At 54.8% G+C, this 17,348-nt stretch carries 22 protein-coding genes; 6 read left to right on the top strand and 16 right to left on the bottom strand.

Going from position 1 to position 17,348, the window contains the following annotated elements:
* Positions 1–14: 14 nt before the first annotated feature.
* The 3 genes from NK662_RS07550 to NK662_RS07540 all read right to left on the bottom strand — a co-directional run bounded on the left by NK662_RS07550 (position 15) and on the right by NK662_RS07540 (position 1,454).
* On the bottom strand, positions 15–581 hold the full coding sequence (locus NK662_RS07550; protein ID WP_254758310.1) for a CBO0543 family protein: 567 nt from the start codon (positions 579–581) through the stop codon (positions 15–17).
* 24 nt (positions 582–605) lie between these two features.
* Positions 606–1,085, bottom strand: coding sequence for a MarR family winged helix-turn-helix transcriptional regulator (locus tag NK662_RS07545; protein ID WP_254758309.1), 480 nt, complete (start codon positions 1,083–1,085; stop codon positions 606–608).
* Positions 1,086–1,196: 111 nt separating this feature from the next.
* Complete coding sequence (locus tag NK662_RS07540) at positions 1,197–1,454, bottom strand: hypothetical protein (RefSeq protein ID WP_254758308.1); 258 nt, start codon at positions 1,452–1,454, stop codon at positions 1,197–1,199.
* Between the two features lie 124 nt (positions 1,455–1,578).
* Here NK662_RS07540 and NK662_RS07535 point away from each other — a divergent pair, with 124 nt between their 5' ends.
* From NK662_RS07535 to NK662_RS07525, 3 genes are read left to right on the top strand one after another with little or no spacing between them, the layout of a single operon-like run.
* The gene (locus NK662_RS07535; protein WP_254758307.1) at positions 1,579–3,018 is read left to right on the top strand and encodes a PQQ-dependent sugar dehydrogenase; all 1,440 of its coding nucleotides are present in this window, start codon (positions 1,579–1,581) and stop codon (positions 3,016–3,018) included.
* A gap of 6 nt (positions 3,019–3,024) precedes the next feature.
* The gene (locus NK662_RS07530) at positions 3,025–3,570 is read left to right on the top strand and encodes a hypothetical protein (protein ID WP_254758306.1); all 546 of its coding nucleotides are present in this window, start codon (positions 3,025–3,027) and stop codon (positions 3,568–3,570) included.
* Positions 3,571–3,612: 42 nt separating this feature from the next.
* Positions 3,613–4,179 carry a hypothetical protein gene (locus NK662_RS07525; protein WP_254758305.1) on the top strand — a complete coding sequence of 189 codons (567 nt, stop codon included), beginning with the start codon at positions 3,613–3,615 and terminating at the stop codon, positions 4,177–4,179.
* A gap of 122 nt (positions 4,180–4,301) precedes the next feature.
* Here NK662_RS07525 and galE read toward each other — a convergent pair whose 3' ends face one another.
* Together galE and NK662_RS07515 are read right to left on the bottom strand one after the other, a co-directional pair.
* Positions 4,302–5,291 carry a UDP-glucose 4-epimerase GalE gene (galE, locus tag NK662_RS07520; RefSeq protein ID WP_254758304.1) on the bottom strand — a complete coding sequence of 330 codons (990 nt, stop codon included), beginning with the start codon at positions 5,289–5,291 and terminating at the stop codon, positions 4,302–4,304.
* 98 nt (positions 5,292–5,389) lie between these two features.
* Entirely contained in the window at positions 5,390–6,595 is a 1,206-nt protein-coding gene (locus NK662_RS07515) for an MFS transporter (protein WP_254758303.1), read from the bottom strand.
* Positions 6,596–6,786: 191 nt separating this feature from the next.
* Here NK662_RS07515 and NK662_RS07510 point away from each other — a divergent pair, with 191 nt between their 5' ends.
* A complete protein-coding gene (locus NK662_RS07510) occupies positions 6,787–7,254 on the top strand; it encodes a chemotaxis protein CheX (RefSeq protein WP_254758302.1) in 468 nt (155 codons plus the stop codon).
* 139 nt (positions 7,255–7,393) lie between these two features.
* Complete coding sequence (locus NK662_RS07505) at positions 7,394–7,822, top strand: hypothetical protein (RefSeq protein WP_254758301.1); 429 nt, start codon at positions 7,394–7,396, stop codon at positions 7,820–7,822.
* 57 nt (positions 7,823–7,879) lie between these two features.
* On the opposite strand, the gene NK662_RS07500 is transcribed toward NK662_RS07505, so the two are convergent.
* From NK662_RS07500 to NK662_RS07485, 4 genes are all read right to left on the bottom strand, one after another.
* Positions 7,880–8,431, bottom strand: coding sequence for a GNAT family N-acetyltransferase (locus NK662_RS07500; RefSeq protein WP_254758300.1), 552 nt, complete (start codon positions 8,429–8,431; stop codon positions 7,880–7,882).
* A 103-nt stretch (positions 8,432–8,534) separates the two neighbouring features.
* A complete protein-coding gene (locus tag NK662_RS07495; protein WP_254758299.1) occupies positions 8,535–8,822 on the bottom strand; it encodes a late competence development ComFB family protein in 288 nt (95 codons plus the stop codon).
* 80 nt (positions 8,823–8,902) lie between these two features.
* Positions 8,903–9,430: a glutathione peroxidase gene (locus NK662_RS07490; RefSeq protein WP_279664045.1), complete on the bottom strand. Its 528-nt coding sequence runs from the start codon at positions 9,428–9,430 to the stop codon at positions 8,903–8,905.
* A 16-nt stretch (positions 9,431–9,446) separates the two neighbouring features.
* On the bottom strand, positions 9,447–10,196 hold the full coding sequence (locus NK662_RS07485; protein WP_254758298.1) for an SDR family NAD(P)-dependent oxidoreductase: 750 nt from the start codon (positions 10,194–10,196) through the stop codon (positions 9,447–9,449).
* Positions 10,197–10,391: 195 nt separating this feature from the next.
* On the opposite strand from NK662_RS07485, the gene NK662_RS07480 reads away from it, so the two are divergent.
* The gene (locus NK662_RS07480) at positions 10,392–11,660 is read left to right on the top strand and encodes an MFS transporter (RefSeq protein ID WP_254758297.1); all 1,269 of its coding nucleotides are present in this window, start codon (positions 10,392–10,394) and stop codon (positions 11,658–11,660) included.
* A gap of 20 nt (positions 11,661–11,680) precedes the next feature.
* Here the strand turns inward: NK662_RS07480 and NK662_RS07475 are convergent, their stop codons facing one another.
* The 7 genes from NK662_RS07475 to NK662_RS07445 form a co-directional block, all read right to left on the bottom strand.
* On the bottom strand, positions 11,681–12,268 hold the full coding sequence (locus NK662_RS07475) for a restriction endonuclease (protein WP_254758296.1): 588 nt from the start codon (positions 12,266–12,268) through the stop codon (positions 11,681–11,683).
* 132 nt (positions 12,269–12,400) lie between these two features.
* The gene (locus NK662_RS07470; protein ID WP_254758295.1) at positions 12,401–12,541 is read right to left on the bottom strand and encodes a YrzI family small protein; all 141 of its coding nucleotides are present in this window, start codon (positions 12,539–12,541) and stop codon (positions 12,401–12,403) included.
* Positions 12,542–12,570: 29 nt separating this feature from the next.
* Positions 12,571–12,711 carry a YrzI family small protein gene (locus NK662_RS07465; protein ID WP_254758294.1) on the bottom strand — a complete coding sequence of 47 codons (141 nt, stop codon included), beginning with the start codon at positions 12,709–12,711 and terminating at the stop codon, positions 12,571–12,573.
* A gap of 15 nt (positions 12,712–12,726) precedes the next feature.
* Positions 12,727–12,867 (bottom strand): YrzI family small protein, encoded by a 141-nt coding sequence (locus NK662_RS07460; protein ID WP_254758293.1) that lies wholly within the window; start codon positions 12,865–12,867, stop codon positions 12,727–12,729.
* Between the two features lie 16 nt (positions 12,868–12,883).
* The gene (locus NK662_RS07455) at positions 12,884–13,021 is read right to left on the bottom strand and encodes a YrzI family small protein (protein WP_254758292.1); all 138 of its coding nucleotides are present in this window, start codon (positions 13,019–13,021) and stop codon (positions 12,884–12,886) included.
* Between the two features lie 332 nt (positions 13,022–13,353).
* Positions 13,354–15,648, bottom strand: coding sequence for a diguanylate cyclase domain-containing protein (locus tag NK662_RS07450; protein ID WP_254758291.1), 2,295 nt, complete (start codon positions 15,646–15,648; stop codon positions 13,354–13,356).
* Positions 15,649–15,760: 112 nt separating this feature from the next.
* The gene (locus tag NK662_RS07445) at positions 15,761–17,260 is read right to left on the bottom strand and encodes an L-lactate permease (RefSeq protein WP_254758290.1); all 1,500 of its coding nucleotides are present in this window, start codon (positions 17,258–17,260) and stop codon (positions 15,761–15,763) included.
* Between the last annotated feature and the right edge of the window lie 88 nt (positions 17,261–17,348).

Raw genomic sequence — 17,348 nt, 5'->3', positions numbered from 1 at the left:
TTGCTCTTTCTTATTCACTGTGATTCTGCGGCAGCTGCTTTCCTGTCTTCTGTCCTTAAGCTGCCGATGATGGCTTTTGTCATCACCGCCACCAATAGAAAGCCGATGCACGATTTCCAATGCGGAAAGTGATCGTTGCTGTACATCCCCATCCAAATACACGCGGGTTCAATCATGAAGGCGCAAATGCAAGACGCAAGAGCTGCATAGAGGATATAGGAAGACCAGGTCCGGCCATATTGGTACAGCAGACTGTAGACGACCGGAAATAAGGTAACATCCGCCGGAAATAAGGGAGGTACAATGGGAAAAAGCTTGGTGGGATAGCCCCAAAGCAGTGCGTTGACTCCCGCTACGTCCAAAATGATGGCAAGCATGCCGAACAGCATCGCATAAGCGAATACCTCCACTCTTCGCTCCTTGTCCACAAGCCGGCCCCATATCCCCCATGGCAGAATGGCAGCAGCCAGCAGCAGCCACCATTGCCAGCTGAGCACATCATGATGCAGCCAGCGGTCAAAGGTTGTATCCAGGAGATTGCGCCGCACCTCCTGAATGTCCTGATATGATGGGTACTTCACCTGTTACCCCCTCCTTCATCGGCTTCATCCACTGATTTCTTCCTCCTGCAGCCATTGCACAAAGGCGCTTCCTTTCTGCACATGGAGCACAGAATGTCCATACTGCAGGCACAGCTGAATATCCTCTTCAGTCAGATGGCGCACATCCAAAGGAAAGGTTTCCATCTGCTCCATGTCAGTTGTAATTCCATCGAACAACCGGGCTCCCGATTCGGTGATGCTGACAAGCTTATGCTTCGGGCTCTGCGGGTCACGCTCCACCACAATGTGCCCCTTCTCCTGCAGCGGCCGCAAAATGCGCGTGACAGTCGAAGCATGCCAGCAGCCAAGACGCCCGATTTCCTTCATCGGCAGCGGCTTGGCCGAGGTGGACAGCACATGCAGCACATGCTGCTGGGCTGGCGTGACATCATATCTGCGGCCGACCTCGCTCCATTTTTCTTCAATACAAATGTACAGGGCGCGCAGCATCAAAAACAGCTGCTTGCGCAGTTGAGCATCCATTCCTTCACCTCATTTGCACATGCAAGTAGGGGTTAATATGCGCAGAATGACTGGGAGTATGCATAAGAATAAAAAAAGCCGGCCCATTATAATCGGCCGGCTTTTTGCCCCTCAGCGGCAGCAGCCCTCCGCGAGGCAATATGTTCCGTATTCGAAACGGAAATGCTTCAGCAGCAGCTTGTGCATCTCAGTCTTGTCCACGATCACTTCTGGATTGTCCATTTCCGCCTTCAGCGCAAATTGGGCATCAAGCAGCTCTTCGATGCGCTGCAGGGGCAATCCCTTTTGCAACGGCGAGCTTTGCTCCGCGAAGAGCTCCTCCACCGCCCGCTTCAATACCTGCTCATCATGCTCTGTCATGTTCAACATGCTGTCCACTCCCTTCTTTTGTTTCAGCTTACTACGGCACGGGCATGAAGACAAGAATATCCCTTCTTCTCTTGGACGATACTGCTTGTAGGTTATATTTTCCAAAGGAAAAGAGGTTTTCCCGATGATGAAGCGCATTGCTGCCGCAAAAGCAAAGGGGCCGCGGCTGGAGCTGCCCATCAGCGCCCGCCCGGTCCTTGACCCGGCTGATGTCTGGGTGCCGGAGGGCTACAAGGTTGAAGTTGTTGCTGCCGGCCTTTCCTTCCCGACCGGCATGGGCTTTGCCGATGACGGCACCCTGTATATTCTCGAAGGTGGCAGCACATGGCCGACAAGACCGGCCCTGCCCCCGCGCATTCTGCAGCTGACACCTGACGGCACGCTGGACGTATTTGCGGTCGAAACGCAAGGAGGCCCCCGCGGCGTCACCTATCGTGATGGGAGCATCTATGTTTCCTGCAAGGGCGGCTATCACGCCCGCATCGTCAAATATGATGTGGCCACCCGCGAGCGCACCGTCCTGATTGAATCCATTCCGAGCGGAGGTTGGCATGAGCCGGGCGGTCCGGTATTCAGCCCCCATGACGGGCTCATGTATTTTGCGCATGGCTCCGTTTCGCAAAATGGCGTCTGCCTGCCGTTCGGCTTCTCGGTCGATCTCGTCAAACAGCCGGAAGCACATGATATACCCGGTGCGGACATCACTCTGACCGGCAATAATGTGTCCACCTCCAATCCGCTCATGCCGTTTCCGTATTTAACGGAGAGCGGTGCTTTCAAGCCGTTTGGCATGCCGGCGGAAAAAGGGGAAGTCGTGAAGGGCGAGCTCTGGTGCACCACCGGACTGTGGCGCGCCAAGCCGGACGGCAGTGATGTGGAGCTGCTTGCCTGGGGCTTGCGCAATCCGTACGGTCTCGCCTTCAATGAAGACGGTGAGCTGTATGCGTCCGACAATGGCTTGGAGGAGAAAGGCGCACGGGCCATCGCCGGCGACCCGGACCGCATTTGGCATATCCGCAATGCAAAAACGGCGCACGGCTCGGTGAAAACGCCGGACTGGTACGGCTTTCCGGAGCTGCGGGCGGACGGTGTTCCGGTGTGGGATGAGCGCTGCCGGCCGGAAAAAGGAAAACCGGCGGAGCAGCTCATCGAACAGCTGCCGGAATGGGCCGGCCCTCCTGCCTATTTGGAGCAGCCGCACTCCGCCATGACACAAATGGACTTCTGCCGCTCGGATTTCTTTGGCCACCGGGGCGAGCTGTTTGTCACCGAGTGGGGCACGTATGCACCGCTCAACTCGCCGCATGAAAAGGATTTGGACCACGGCTTCCGCATCGTCCGGGTGGATGTAGAGAAAGGGACCTCCGAAATGTTCCTTTGCAACAAAAAGCCGGGGGCGGCCTCCCATCATCAGGGCGGCGGCATCGAGCGGCCGGTGGACTGCAAGTTCCATCCGGACGGCAAAAGCTTGTATGTGCTGGATTTCGGCTATTCTCCGGTGACAAAGGGATATGTAATGGCTTATGGGCATACGGGTGTGCTGTGGAAGGTGACGAAGGAGTGAACGCATATGAATGAAATCATTTTAATTGAGCTCGATGACAAAACGCGCGAACGGCATCTGCAGGAAACAGAGCGCTGGTTTGAGCATGTGCTGACCGCTCAGACCGCCTTTGAAGCCCTGCTGGCAAAAGCCATTCCCGCTATACAAGAACCGCACATCCGGGAGGCGCTGGAAAAGATTCAGGATGCGTCAAGGGATCACCACGCTTACGCCAAGAGGCTCTTTACACTCATCGGCCGCAGCCCGGATACCGTCCTGGACCGCATCCTTGGCACAACCAGCGCCAAGCTCGAAGAGGGGCTGTTTGTGTTTCAGGATATGATGGGCGGGGCTGTCGGCTCCTGGCAGTATCTGCACCACCTGCTTTTGCTGAATCAGCAGGCCATGGGCGCCTTCGCCGTGGCAGAGCAGCTTGGCTACTCTCTTGGCATGAAGGAGCTGGTGGATATTGCCTTCCCGACAGCGCACGAAAAGCACATCCACCAGCTTCTGCTGCAGGAATACATGCTCGAAATGGCACCTATTTCCATTTTATATAAAGAGGACGTATAATCATCCCGCCCGCCTCATTGATGTAATAAGGGAGGGATGTGTATGCAAAAGGAAATTGCCATCTACAGCAGCTATCCGCGCACGGTGAAGCTGGTCCTTGGCGCGATTTTGGCCGCATTGGCCGCCCTATTGCAGTCTGCGGGCGTGTTCACCGGCATCGGCTATACACTCAGCGTGTTAACAACAGGCCCCATTGTCATGGCCGCCGTCATTTCCATCCGCAGCGGCCTGTTGGCCTATTTGGTTACCATTCTGCTGCTGCTTGTGCTGCAGCCGAGCGAGCTGTTTGTCTTTCCGTTCACGACCGGGCTGCTCGGCCTGAGCCTCGGCATCGGGCTCAGACTGTGCCGGCTCCGCTGGCAAACGGTGCTTCTCGCCGGTGCATCGCTTGGCACCGGCATTCTCTTTCTGCTCTATATCCTGCGGTTTCCCGTGCTCGGGCCGGACTTGACAGCGGCCTCCTTGGGCGCAGGCGGACTGCTTGGCATTTTCGTATTTTCCCTGCTGTACGGCTGGCTCTGGCTTTGGCTCAGTGTGCTGGCTCTGCGGCGTGTCCACAAGGCGGTTGTCCGGCGCGTGCCGGCTGAACAGCTTGGGTTGGAAGAGTGACAGGGCTCCTTGCTCAGGAGCCCTTTTTGTCTGTTTGCGGCTTCTCTTGGTCAATTCACCGGCAACCCCCGCTTCCACAACAAAAAAAGCGGCCTCCCGGAAGGAAGACCGCTTTCTCACTTTTATTTTGCCGCAAAGCCGTTCGGGTGGGACTGGTGCCACTTCCACGCGCTTTCAATGATTGTTTCCAAATCACCCCACTGGGGCTTCCAGCCCAGTACGGTCTGCGCTTTTTCAGAGGAAGCGATGAGAACAGCCGGATCGCCGGCGCGGCGCGGGCTGACCTTCGCCGGAATCGGATGATTCGTCACCTTGCGGGCAGTCTCAATCACCTCATTCACCGAAAATCCTGTGCCATTGCCAAGGTTGAATACGTTGCTTGCATTCTCCTTGCGCAGGTACTCCAGCGCGCGCCAATGAGCATTTGCCAAGTCCATCACATGGATGTAATCGCGGATGCAGGTGCCGTCCGCTGTCGCATAGTCATCCCCGAAAATGCCGATATGCTCACGCTGGCCAAGCGCCACCTGCAGAATAATCGGAATCAAATGGCTCTCCGGTGTATGGTCCTCGCCAATATGGCCGTCCATGTGTGCGCCCGCCGCGTTAAAGTAGCGCAGCGAAATGGATTTCAGACCATAGGCCCCGTCGCACCAGCGGAACATCTTTTCCATCGCCAGCTTTGTTTCCCCGTACGGGCTTGTCGGCTCGGTCGGATCTGTTTCCAGGATGGGAATGCTCTTCGGTTCACCGTATGTTGCGGCCGTGGAAGAGAACACAATTTTCTTCACATCATGCGCCACCATTGCCGATACAAGCGTATGGGAAGCCAGCAGATTGTTCTCATAATAGGCAAGCGGCTCACTTACACTCTCGCCCACCAGAGAGCTGGCGGCAAAGTGAATGACCGCTTCAATTTCGTTTTCGCCAAAAATACGGTCCAGCACACTACGGTCACGGATATCTCCCTCATAGAACTTCACGCCCTGCAGTGCTTCAGCATGCCCAGTGCGCAGGTTATCCATGACCACAACTTCTTCCTTGTGCGCCAAAAGCTCCGCCACCGTATGGCTGCCGATATAGCCGGCGCCGCCTGTCACTAAAATTGCCATGCGTATTCCTCCTCTGTCGTTTCTCGTGCTCCGTCTCCAATTTCACATACTTAGAAGCCCGGTGTCAAGCCTGTACCGTGCTCACCTGTTGCAAAGCATCATTTGACAGCCGAGGCGTCCTTTGGCAGCAGCCAGGACAGCACACCGAGCAGCGGCAAAAAGCTGCAGAATGTCATGATGAAGCCCAGGCTGTAGAGGTCCGCCAGCTTGCCAAGCACAACAGCGCCGAGCGCCCCCATGCCAAACGCCAATCCGACAATCAGGCCGGACACCATGCCTACCTTGCCCGGCATCAGCTCCTGCGCGTATACAACCGTCACGCTGAAGCTGCTCGACAGGATAAAGCCGATGCACAGAAACAGCGGCACAACCAGCATAAGCGGCACATATGGCAGCAGCAATGCCAATGGCGCCGAACCAATCATGGACAGCAGGATGATGTTGCGCTTGCCGAACCGGTCCGCCAGCGGCCCGCCGAAGAAGGTGCCCAGCACACCGGCAATCATGAAAGCAAACACATAATACTGTGCGCTTTTAATGGAAAGCCCGTAATGCTCAATGAGATAAAATTGATAAAAATTGCCGATGCCGGCACTGTACCAGGAACGGGCAAACACGAGGAAAATGAGCAGCACCACCGCAAACTTCACCTGCCGGCTCAGCTCCCCGCCGCTTTGTGTTCCCTTCTTCTTGGCCCGTGCCGCACCGGCTGTGAGCTCCCGTTTGTACCATCCCGAAACGTATGACAGCAGGATCACCCCAATGACTGCAAGGCCGGTGAACCATGTCGCCCCAATCTGCCCGAGCGGAACAAAAATCAGGACGGTAAACAGCGGCGCCATGGCGTTTCCTGTATTGCCGCCCACCTGATAGATGGCCTGCGCCAAACCGCGCTTGGTCCCGGCTGCCATATAGGCAACGCGTGCGCCCTCCGGATGGAAAACCGCTGAACCGAGGCCGATGAACAGAACGGACAGAATCACCACGTAAAAGTTCGGCGCAAATGCCAGGCCGAGCATCCCAAGCAGGCTCGAAAACATACCGAGCGGCAGCAAGAACGGCGCGGGCTTTTTGTCTGTGTAGAAGCCGAACACCGGCTGCATAATCGAGGATGTCATATTTAAGGCAAAAGCAATCCAGCCCACCTGGGTGTACGACAGGCTCATGGACCGCTCCAAAATCGGAAATACTGCCGGCACAACAGCCTGCATGGAATCATTCAAGAAATGCCCCAGGCTGATGGCAAACAAAATACGGTACATCGTCGGTGCATCCAGCACCTTTGTCTTCGCAGCTGCCTGCATCCCGCTCCCCCCTCTTTGTATGGTTGAAATTTTCATGCAATTTACATTGTACTCCTCCCCCCTGAAAACTTCCAGAAGAAAAGCGAAGGGGACTCGCCCGGCTCACCGCCGGAAAACCGGACTGCAGACGGTTGCAATCCCGCAACTTTGCACACAATAACGAGAAGAAGCTTCCACGAGGAGGTATCACAATGGAAAGACGATATGTAGATGCCGTTTGCCGGGCGGCGGAGAACATTTTTACCGGCCACTTCGGCTTGCCGGACGTTCAGGTGCTGGAGATCCATGACGGCGAGACACAGGTGCCGGCCATGCCGATCTCTGTCATTCTCGGAGTGCACGGCGCCCTGAAGGGACAAATTATTTGCTCCTTTCAGGATGACACCGCCAAGCAAATTATCGGCACCATGATGGGAGGCATGGAGGTTGCAGAGATTGATGACCTCGGCTGGAGCGCCATCCAGGAATTCGGCAACTGGGTCGCCGGCACCTCGGCCACCGAAATTTCCAAGGAAGGCGTAGTTGTCGATGTAACCCCTCCGGTCATCAATGAGGGGCACTCCAGATTTCGTTCCACGAATGTCTTCACGACGGTACCGCTTGAAACAGCCATGGGGCGGGTGGAAATTCACGTCGCCCTGCAGGAGGAGCAGCTGTAAGAAAACGGGGTCTATCGGACAGATAGACCCATTTTGTACGGCTGTCACCAAAAGAGCCTGTCCGCACATACATTTTGCATAACACCACTATTTTTGTTGGATACTTTCATTACATGAAATTACGAAAGGGGCAAATCCAATGCGAATCCTGCGAACGGCCATCCTGCTTGGCCTGCTTCTGACAGCAGCCTGCAGCCAAGAAAAGCCGCAGCACTCCACAAAATCTGATCCAACCGAACCGGCTCCAGCACAGGAAACCAAGAAAACAGCACCGCAAAAGCAAGGGCCTTCCTATACCGTGCTTCAGGACAGCGGCACTTCCAACATGGAGCAGCGGACCATTCATATCCAAACCTCACAAACAAGCAATGACCAGCTGCGCCTTCTTGCTGAGAGCATACAGGAAGCCTACACCGGCAAGGGCTTTGATTCTGTGCATCTGCTGATTTATGAGCAGGCAGGTGCTGAGCCTGTCGCCAACTGCTATATGGCGTATACAGACAAAGGCGCTTCCTTGTGCGGCCTTGACAAAGCAGGCACATACCGGCTCGAGACAGCTGAAAAGTAAAGCTGTTGCGCACACAAAGGAGGATACTGCATGTAAAGTATCCTCCTGCTTTGCAGATCAGCGAGTGCCCTTCTTCCATTCCTTCGCCAGGATACTATAGGTGACAATGTCTTCATAATGGTCGTAAAGCCACTGCCCATCCCGCTTGACGCCCTCCTTCACAAATCCAAGCCACTCCGGAACCGCCATGCTTTTCGTATTGCAGGCTGCACACTGGATCTCCGCCCGGTTCAGCTCCAATGTGCCGAACAGATAGTCGAGCAAAGCTGAAACAGAGCGCGTCACGATGCCCCGGCCCTGCGCGGCTTCCGCCAAAAAGTAGCCGATGCTTGTTGAGCTGTTTTTCCAATCTATGTAGTGGAGCCCGATCATGCCGACCAGCTTTCCCTTGTATCGGATACCCGCCTCAAATCCATTGTTGTCCGCATAATTGCGGATCCAGATCGGAATGACAGGCGCCAAGTCCTCTGCCGATTGCCTTTTGTCAACCCACAGCAGCCATTTCCGCAAATGCGCCCGGTTGGCATCAATCAGCCCGTACAGCTCCTCCTTGTGCTGCTGCTGGAGCAGCTCCAATGAAATTTCCTCATCCACCCGAAACGAAAACATGTACAACCCCCTCCTTTGTAGGAGGTTTATTATACCATGAAATTCCCATTTTCACACAAAAAACCAAGCCGTGCTCCGGCTCGGTTTCATCCTGTATACACCATCAGCCTGTTACGGCTGCCGCTTTCCCGCACTTTGGATGCTGCTCCACCTTCACCGCAGCAAACATCACTTCCTTGATGACCGTCTGCCGCAGCGAAATATCTGTGTACAACGCCTTGACAATCGCTTCTCCTTCATGAGTGGAAGCATATTTCGACGGAAGGTGGTTCAAGGCCAGCGCCAGAATATCCTCCCGGCACTCCTCACACTCGCAATGCAGCTTGTGGGAGCGGCTGAATTCCTTCAATACCTGCTCTACGATAATTTCCATTACATTTTGTACTGCCATACGTCTCCCTGCCTTTCTAGTGGGGCCATCTTCTATCGTGCACCAGAAAAGCAAGGGCGTCAACACCTGGGAAAGAATTGTCATTTCAATAGCTTTTCAATGTCCGCCTTTAATTCCGCAGGCTCCACACTGCTCTTATAGCGGGCAACCACCTTTCCTTCCCGGTCGAGCAAAAACTTTTCAAAGTTCCATTCCACCTCGCCGGCCGGGCTGGCGTTCTCCGTCAGCAGCCGATACAGCGGATGCACTCCTTCGCCCTTGACATGTATTTTGTCAAATAAGTCAAAGGTCACGCCGTAGTTCAGGGTACAAAATTGTTTGATTTCTTCAATGCTCCCCTTCTCCTGGGCAAAATCATTCGAAGGAAACGCCAGAATTTCCAAGCCCTTCTCTTTGTACGTGCCGTACAGCTGCTGGAGCCCCTCGTACTGCGGCGTATAGCCGCACTCGGACGCCACGTTCACCACCAGCATGACTTTCCCTTTGTATTGGGCCAAATCCATTTGCTTTCCTTTGGCGTTCACAGCCTGGATGCCATATACAGACGGTCCGGAACCGCTTACAGGCGCTTCCGCTTCCCGGCCGCAGCCCGCAAGCAGCAACAGCATAAGCACAAGCAGTCCCCTATACAAGCGCATAGCCGCCGTCCACCCGGATATTGGCCCCATTGACATAGGATGCGTACGGAGATGCAAGAAACAGAACAACATGGGCAATTTCCGCCGGGTCTCCGTAACGGCCGCGCGGATGGTGGGATGACTTCTCTTCAAATACCGCTTCGCTTCCATAAGCGCGTACGGCCAATTCTGTTTTGGTCGGCCCCGGCGAGACGGCATTGATGCGGATGCCCTGCTTGGCATGGCGCACCGCGGCGCTCTCCGTCATGGCAATAATGGCTGCTTTCGTCGCGCTGTAAGCCGGCAAAGCCGGATTCACCTTGCGCCCCCCGAGGATTGCAGCATTATTCACAATCGTGCCGGCGCGTTGCTTCATCATTGCTTTTAAAGCATGCTTCATATACAAATAGTAGGCGGTTTGATTGACGCTGACGACCTGGTCCCAATCGTCGCTTTTGACATGCGTCAGCGGCCCGGCGCCAAGTGAAAGCACTCCTGCATTGTTGAACAGTACATCAATTTTTCCCGCCTGCTCCAGCACGCGCTGCAGCATCTCTTCAATTTCCTCTTCCCGCCTGTTGTCCACCCGGATGAATTGGCTGCGCGGCGTGGCTGCCAGCACCTGGGCAGCCTTTTCCGAATCACGCCCGGAAAAAAACACATGCGCACCGGCCTTGGCGAATTGCTTCACCGCCTCCGCTCCGATTCCGGCGGTTCCGCCGTTGACCACAACCGTTTTTCCTGTAAAATCAAACATTCCTTGCACCTCCGCAAAATGAATGGTTCCATATCTTACACAATTATTATAAATTACCTATACAAGATGTTCACCTTTTATGCTCTCTAACATCCTTACAACTTATTCTCTGCATAAAGGCATGATGCAAAAAGGTGGATCGCCCTGCCGCTGCGAATATAGTATGCTAGATTGTGTTATCGAAAGGAGGCTATCATGCAAGTCAAACAAAGACATTATGCTTGGACTATTTTCATCATTACCTTCTGCTCCATGCTGACAGCCGCAATCATCCGCTCCAGCTCCGGCGTGCTCATGGTGCCGCTCGAAAAAGAATTCGGCTGGTCGCGTTCCTCCATTTCCCTGGCCGTTGCCGTAAATCTCGTACTCTATGGCCTGTCAGGCCCTTTTGCGGCGGCACTGATGGAGCGCTATGGCTTGCGGAAGGTGATGACTGGGGGGATGCTGCTTTTGGTCATCGGCCTTGGCCTTACGACTGTCATGACGGCAAAGTGGCAGCTGTTCGTGCTGTGGGGCCTTGTGCTCGGGGCAGCCTCCGGCGTGTTTCTGACAGTTCTTGGCGCCACGGTTGCGAACCGCTGGTTTGTGAAGAACAAGGGGCTCATCATCGGCATGCTGACAGCCAGCACGGCAACCGGCCAGCTGGCGTTTCTGCCGCTTTTGGCTTACTTGGCGGAGCATATTACCTGGCGGGCTTCTGTGCTCCTGATTGCTGGTCTCGGCACCATATTTCTTGTTATCATCAGCATCTGGATGCGCAACAGCCCGGCTGAGGTCGGCGCTGTGCCGTACGGGGCGCCGGCGGATTACCGGGAAACGCGCCTGCAGGGCAATCCGGTCGCCATGGCGTTTTCCGGGCTGCGCGAAGGAGCGCGCCGGCTGGATTTCTGGCTGCTGGCCGGCAGCTTTTTCATCTGCGGCCTGTCCACAAGCGGGCTGATTGGCACACATTTCATCCCGGCCTGCATCCATGCGGGCATTCCGGAGCTGCAGGCAGCCGGCTTGCTGGCATTCATGGGCATCTTTGATATTGTCGGCACCACCCTGTCCGGCTGGCTGTCCGACCGTTTCAATAACCGCTGGCTCCTGTTTTGGTACTACGGGCTGCGTGGGCTTGCGCTGCTGCTGTTGCCATATGCCCTGTTTTCGAATTCGTACTTGTTCCTCATCGTATTCGCGGTGTTCTACGGTCTCGATTGGATTGCCACAGTGCCGCCTACCGTGAAGCTGACAACAGAGGCGTTCGGACGGGAAAAAGGCGGCGTGATTTACGGCTGGATTTTCGCCTCCCACCAGATCGGCTCCGGGATTGCGGCTTACGGCGGCGGCGTGCTGTTCACCTGGATGGACACCTATACGATGGCCTTCATGCTGGCCGGCTCCTCCTGCCTGATTGCGACACTGCTCGTGCTGCGGGTCGGGGGGAAAGCACAGGTGGCTGTAACCGAAAGCACCTCTGCCTAAACACAAACAGCTCCTGCCGATTATCCCTCGACAGGAGCTGTCTGCATGTGCGGCGCCGGCGCCGTCTCCAGGCTCATCATCCACAGCTCCGCCAAGCGCGGGCCCGGAATGAGCTCAATATTCAACCCTCTGGCATAGTCCTCCGCTTCGCGGGTAAAGCCGCCGGTCGTCACGAAGTAGCCGCCTTTGGCGGTCCGCTTCACCATATTGCTGTGCAGCAGCGCAATCGCGTCATATCCGATATCGCCCTGCTCACAGCAAATCCGGCCCACATACAAGCCGCCGTCCCTCGTATACTCCAGATTGATGCCAAAGTCATGCTGCGGCACCGTAATAAAGGCCGACCCGCCGAAGTGCCGCTCCAGCAGGTTCGCGCAAAAGCGCTCCAAATCAGACGGCTTCTGCTTCAGAAACTGCTGTGACAGAGGCTCTTCTCCGCCCTTAAAGCGGCAATACAAGCCCATTGCCAAGGTCCGCTTCAGCTCGTTCTCCTGCCGGGACTGCTGCATTTGGCGCGATGCTTCCTGCTGCCGCTTCCGGCTGAGCCAGACGTATTTGACACCGACAAACAGCAGCAAACTCACAAGCAAGCTATCCAAAAATGACACGGGAAACACCTCCTACCCGGAAGTATTCCCCAACTTTTTCCTTCCTACTAAGTGGAATCCACCTGAACCGGCAAAATCATCATTCTTCTCTTCAACATCGTCATCTCCCCCTTCATTTTCTTGAAAGCTCTCTTAGAACAAGCGGCAATATGCGGTCTGGCGCTCCTTCAGCGCATCCATCCGCTCTTGCACGCGCTGCTCATGCTGCACCTCTGCAGCTGACTTGCGCCGTTTGGCAATTTGAATGGTAATAAACAGTAAGTGGAAGGTCATGTGAAAAGCCTCCTTTCACATTGGGTTTCCTAAAACAAGTGACAGTGAAACGCCTGCTGTTCCTTCATTTCCTCCATCTGCTCCTGCACATGCTGCTTATGCTCCGCTTCTGCAAGGGACATATGGTGCCGGCTGATCGTAACCACCAGCGACAAAAGATGAAACTTCATATAAACTCCTCCTTGTTAGATGAATCGGCAATGCTCCGCCTGACGCGCCTTCAGCCCGCTCATCAGCTGCTGCACGCTTTTCTCATGCCGTACAGCGGCCATGGATTTGCGGCGTCTTTGGATGACAACCACCAGCGACAATACGTGGAATTTCATACCTCTTCCTCCTTTCCTACAGAAACCGGCAATACTCTGCCTGCCGCTCCTTCCATTTTCCCATGCATTGCTCGACATGCTGCTCATGCCGGACTTCCTGCAGCGATTTCTGCCGCCGCAGCTGAAATGTGATAAACAACAGATGAAATCTCATGCGTCCCCCTCCTTTCCGGGCACAAAAAAGCCGCAGAACATAACAGCTCCTGCGGCCTGGCTGCCCAAAGGGCATAAAAAGGCCGCAGGACACCATTCGTCCTGCGGCACTTGCATACATGAATTCACGAAGAAATTCACTGCTTCAAAGGCGCGGTCGAATTGGCTTGCTGTGCATATGAATTTGTTTGTCCTGCCCATACTGGAATCATCATGTTATTCGACCTCCTTTTTTTGGAATTTTCTTCTTCTGTTAATGATATACACAAGGAACCCATTTGTAAACCCCTTTTTTGGAAATTTTATCTAAAATAAAAAAAACAGGCAATCTCCCTAGAGAGACTGCCTGTCCCATGCACAGACGGCATCCAAATGCCAAGCGGCACGGTTTCGCCCGCCATGCTTTGCCTGATATAATGCCTGGTCTGCCTGCCGCAGCAAATCAGCAACGCTTGTCCCTTCATCCGGAACCAAGGCCGCCGCTCCGGCACTTACCGTCACATAAGGCTGCACATTGGAAGCCGCATGCGGCAAGCACAGATTGGTTACAGCCGTGCAAATCTCGCCGGCAACCTTCCCTGCCGCGGCTGTATCCGTATCCGGCAGGATTACGGCAAACTCCTCGCCGCCGTACCGTGCCGCAAAATAAGAGGCCTGGCTCAGGGCACCTTCAATGGCATGAGCGACAAGCTTCAAACAGAAATCCCCCTGCTGGTGCCCGTACAAATCGTTGTATGCCTTAAATGCATCAATATCAAGCATGATGACCGCAATAGGGCCGCCGGTTTCAAGCGCCCTCTGCCACTCCTGCGCCATCGTCTCATCAAAGGAACGCCGGTTTGCAATGCCGGTCAGCCCGTCGCTGCGGGAGAGCTTGCTTAACATCGCATTGGCCTGCCTCAGCTTCTGTTCGGCCTCCTTGCTTTTTGTTACATCGTGTACAATGCCGAGCACCGCCGGCTCTCCATTGTACTCAATAAAAGCGCTGCGGATTTCCGTGGTGACAAAGGTGCCGTCGCTCCGTCTCAGCCGGTATTCATACACCTTCTGCAGCCTGTTCCCCTTTGAGAAGATCCCTGTCATATTCAATGCCGCGACCTGCTGGTCCTCCGGATGCAGAAAGTCCAGAAACGACTTCCCGATGATTTCTTGCACAGGAATGCCAAGGAGCTCCTCCACCCGCTCATTGACAAACTCCACACAATTCTGGCCGTGCACAAACACAACCTCCGGCGACAGCTCCACCAGCTTTTGATAGCGCGCAATGCTTTCCAAACGCTCCTGTGCCACCCGCTTCTGCTCTGTCATGTCATGCGCCAGCCCGATAATGCCGATAATCTCATCCCGGACGATGACAGGCGAACAGTTCACAATGAGGTCCACTGTGCTTCCGCCCATATGGAGCAGCCTGATTTCAAATGTGTGCGAATTGCCTTGCAGAGCGTCATAGAAATGCTCCATTGTACGCTCCAAGTCACCACGATGGATGAGCGGCGCAAAAGCACCGCCCAAAAGCATCTCCTTCGGGTAGCCGGTGATCCGCTCCGCCGCTCGGTTCACCTGTATGATGCGGCCATCCGCTCTCATCACAAAGCAGGCACTTTGGTTGTATTCAAACAGAGATTGATACATTTGGCGGGTTGCCGCCTCAGCTTCCTCCAGCTGCTTGCGGCTTGTAATGTCGCGGTATTTCCACATATGTCCCAGGTACTCCTGCCGCCCGGACAGAATCGGGACATAGTCGCACTCCAGGGTTCTTCCGTCCCGCAGACGCCATTCCTCATCCAGCACTGCTTCGCGCTTTGCCAATACATCCTGTCTTCTTTGGATGAAGGCTTCGGACTCCTCAAACCATTCGGCAAACGCACGGACTCCATCGTCCCCCCGCCCGCCGACCAGTCCATCCATTCCGGGAAACAACCGCTGAAAGGCTTCGTTTAAAAAGCTGATGCTGCCTGCAGCCGTCTCGTATACAATGCCGACCTGAAAGTGTGTCAGCAGCGCTGTCAGCTTGGAGCTCGTTTCTGTATGCAGCAGCACATTCCGATGTGACTCGAAAATATAGACGGCGGCAAAATAAGAAAGAAAACCGAACACATACATAAATACCCACTTATCCGAAAACATTGCAGGCGCTGTTTCATGCGTTCCTAGCAGCTTCAATCTTGTATAGAAGGACCCAAGAATCCAGGCAGGACTGAACAAATTGGCAACCAGGAACATACAATGGCGATTCCGGCACAGCCGGCTCAGCAGCACGAACTGCAGCGCCATCGCCAGCAGAAAGAGGCTGGACACAATGGTTGCACTGCCCACTCCGTGCATCACAAAACGGGCGACGATGATCATGCCGGCCGCAATGGCCGCCGGCCCGGCGCCAAACAGCGCCCCCGGCACAATGACCGCCAAATGGCGCAAATCCATCATGCCCAGCGACGTCAGCTCCGCATTAAAAGCAATGAGAATGATGCCGAGCAAGCCAAACACAATGCCCGCCTCTTTGCCTGTGATGAACTCGCTCCGCGTGCCTCTTCGTGTTTTACGGAAATGAATTCGCAGAAAAAATTCGGACATAATGAACAAATAGGTTACGATAATAGCGGAGGTCAGAACATAATCCTTTATCAACGAATCCACCTCTCTTCTATTGTCTATTATAATATAAAAATTTCAAAAGTTAAGATTGGAACGAGCATGACTCCTTAGGTAATTTATTACAATCCACCTAAGGAGCCATGCCTCAGCGGCTCAGCAGCAGCCAGCCTGTTCCTTCTATTAGTATAAGGACAACGGCCCCCCCGATCAGCAGCGTTGTCTTTCGCAGCAGCTCATTTTCCCGGGACGGAATGCCGCACAGATAAGCGCCAAGCGTAATCCGGGAAGGACAGGCAATGGTGGAGACAGAGGAACTGGCATTTTGGACCATTGCCACAAGCCGCCACGGCAGCCCGACATGCTGTGCTGTTTGAACCTGCAGCTGGATGAACATGGCGTTGGAGCCGGCATTGCTGCCCGTCAAAAAGCCGCCCATGGCGCCGACAAAAGGGGCGGCGAGCATGAACAGCGCACCAAACGCCGCACCGCCCAGCTCCGCCAGCAGACGGTGCATGCCGGAAGCGCTCATCATTTCGGAAATGGAAATAAACATCGTTGTGGTCACCGCAAAAGGAATCCACTGCCGCACCGTTTTTTGCAGCGCCAGCCAGACAGCCGCACGCGGAATCCGAAACAGCAGGATGGTGAACAAGCAGGAAGCACAAAGCCAAAAGCCCGGCGAGTATAACAGGGCGAAGTGATAGGAATAAGAGGGAAGATGGAGGATGAAATGCTGCTGCAAAAATGCCGGCCAGCCGGGCATGAGCCTGGAGAACAGAATACAAACGGTCAGAAACAAATACGGGCTCAGAATTTTGAGGATGGAGATATGCCCTTCCGCAGCTGCGGCATGCTGCTTGTAGGCGGCGCCTTCCCGGCGGGCTTTTCCTCTGATGCGCGCCAGCCCGGCGGATGTTGTCAGTACAGCGCTCAGCAGTCCGGCCAGCTCCACGCTGACAGATTTGCTGAAGAGAAAAATGGACAGCGAAAACAGCACAAACAGCGCGGCCAGCTCTTTCGCCTTCTCCCGTACCGCCCTCCAGCCGCCGACAAGCCAAAGCGCCGCGGCCATGAAGTAGCCAAACACGGGCGTACTCAGCAGGGCGGTCCCTGCCCCAAGCTCCGCCAGCTTCATGCCGGTCAGCTGCGACCCGATAATCGTCCCCGTCGCCAATGCGCCCCAGGAGCTGGCCAACAGCCCAATGAAGGACAGCAGGGCCGCCTGCAGCGGAGGAAACCCGAGCGCCAGGAAAATAGGCGCGGTCACCATGAAGCCAATGCCAAAGCCGCTGGCGGATTCGATAAGCGGGCACAGGCCGAAGCAGAGCAGCAGCACCTGCAGCAGCCGGTCATGCGTTGCGTGGGAAATGAACGCTGCCATGGCTTCTATACAGCCCCTCCCATTCATGAGGTGAAAGAGAAATATGCCAAAAAAGAGGACATATGCAACGATAAAGCAAATCAGTGCCCCCTTGATGGTAGCATGCACAACTTCGCCGCCGCTCAGCGGAAACAAGCTGCTCAGCCATACGATGCCGAGGCACACTATGTAGGACAGCATAGAGGAACGGAGTGAGGACTGCTTGAGCACAAACAAGAAAAAGAAAATGCTGAGAATCGGCAGACCTGCCAATATGCCTTGCACAAGGATCACCTTCTTATCCATTTTTATACAAACTATTATATAACGAATTCAAAAAATTCCGCCTTTTTATTAAAGTCTGTAGATGTAG

Source organism: Ectobacillus ponti (assembly GCF_024294785.1).
Lineage (GTDB): Bacteria > Bacillota > Bacilli > Bacillales > Bacillaceae_G > Ectobacillus > Ectobacillus ponti.
The sequence above is the reverse complement of the archived record's forward strand: the minus strand, read 5'-3'. Positions and strand labels throughout refer to the sequence as shown.

Coding starts and splice junctions, on each gene's coding strand:
- NK662_RS07545 (WP_254758309.1), bottom strand. CDS start 1,085: ATGGATGCTCAACTGCGCAAGCAGCTGTTTTTGATGCTGCGCGCCCTG.
- NK662_RS07500 (WP_254758300.1), bottom strand. CDS start 8,431: ATGTTTTCGTTTCGGGTGGATGAGGAAATTTCATTGGAGCTGCTCCAG.
- NK662_RS07540 (WP_254758308.1), bottom strand. CDS start 1,454: ATGTTGAACATGACAGAGCATGATGAGCAGGTATTGAAGCGGGCGGTG.
- NK662_RS07490 (WP_279664045.1), bottom strand. CDS start 9,430: ATGCTGTTGCTGCTTGCGGGCTGCGGCCGGGAAGCGGAAGCGCCTGTA.
- NK662_RS07510 (WP_254758302.1), top strand. CDS start 6,787: ATGGAAAGACGATATGTAGATGCCGTTTGCCGGGCGGCGGAGAACATT.
- NK662_RS07480 (WP_254758297.1), top strand. CDS start 10,392: ATGCAAGTCAAACAAAGACATTATGCTTGGACTATTTTCATCATTACC.
- galE (WP_254758304.1), bottom strand. CDS start 5,291: ATGGCAATTTTAGTGACAGGCGGCGCCGGCTATATCGGCAGCCATACG.
- NK662_RS07515 (WP_254758303.1), bottom strand. CDS start 6,595: ATGCAGGCAGCTGCGAAGACAAAGGTGCTGGATGCACCGACGATGTAC.
- NK662_RS07485 (WP_254758298.1), bottom strand. CDS start 10,196: ATGTTTGATTTTACAGGAAAAACGGTTGTGGTCAACGGCGGAACCGCC.
- NK662_RS07465 (WP_254758294.1), bottom strand. CDS start 12,711: ATGAAGTTTCATCTTTTGTCGCTGGTGGTTACGATCAGCCGGCACCAT.
- NK662_RS07530 (WP_254758306.1), top strand. CDS start 3,025: ATGAATGAAATCATTTTAATTGAGCTCGATGACAAAACGCGCGAACGG.
- NK662_RS07455 (WP_254758292.1), bottom strand. CDS start 13,021: ATGAGATTTCATCTGTTGTTTATCACATTTCAGCTGCGGCGGCAGAAA.
- NK662_RS07505 (WP_254758301.1), top strand. CDS start 7,394: ATGCGAATCCTGCGAACGGCCATCCTGCTTGGCCTGCTTCTGACAGCA.
- NK662_RS07535 (WP_254758307.1), top strand. CDS start 1,579: ATGATGAAGCGCATTGCTGCCGCAAAAGCAAAGGGGCCGCGGCTGGAG.
- NK662_RS07460 (WP_254758293.1), bottom strand. CDS start 12,867: ATGAAATTCCACGTATTGTCGCTGGTGGTTGTCATCCAAAGACGCCGC.
- NK662_RS07495 (WP_254758299.1), bottom strand. CDS start 8,822: ATGGCAGTACAAAATGTAATGGAAATTATCGTAGAGCAGGTATTGAAG.
- NK662_RS07470 (WP_254758295.1), bottom strand. CDS start 12,541: ATGACCTTCCACTTACTGTTTATTACCATTCAAATTGCCAAACGGCGC.
- NK662_RS07525 (WP_254758305.1), top strand. CDS start 3,613: ATGCAAAAGGAAATTGCCATCTACAGCAGCTATCCGCGCACGGTGAAG.